Source organism: Grimontia sp. AD028, assembly GCF_000973155.1.
Classification (GTDB): Bacteria; Pseudomonadota; Gammaproteobacteria; order Enterobacterales; family Vibrionaceae; genus Enterovibrio; species Enterovibrio indicus.
The window spans coordinates 1-251 of sequence record NZ_LASY01000178.1 but is presented as its reverse complement, the minus strand read 5'-3'; the positions used below and the strand labels follow the sequence as shown (position 1 = coordinate 251).

Sequence of the window (251 nt, the reverse complement as noted above, 5' to 3'; positions counted from 1 at the left end):
CCGACGGCGGACTTTACCGTCTCTGTCGTTATCGGCCACAAGACCACAGAAGATGGTGATGTGACGCCTGTTACCCGTGATGTGGTGATCGCCGCAGGCACCACTTCCATCGATTTCACCGTCGATACGCTTGATGACAGCCTGAACGAATCGGCGGATGACGATGTGTTTACCGTCTCGGTGAATGCGACCTCCGGCGGTGACTTTGAAGCGCAGCCAACCGCACCGGCTGCGGTGGAAACCACTATCAA

At 57.0% G+C, this 251-nt stretch carries 1 protein-coding gene; it reads left to right on the top strand.

Going from position 1 to position 251, the window contains the following annotated elements; translation table 11 throughout:
• A partial coding sequence (locus RN22_RS25260; protein ID WP_046308455.1) for a hypothetical protein occupies positions 1-251 on the top strand: 251 nt, incomplete at both ends.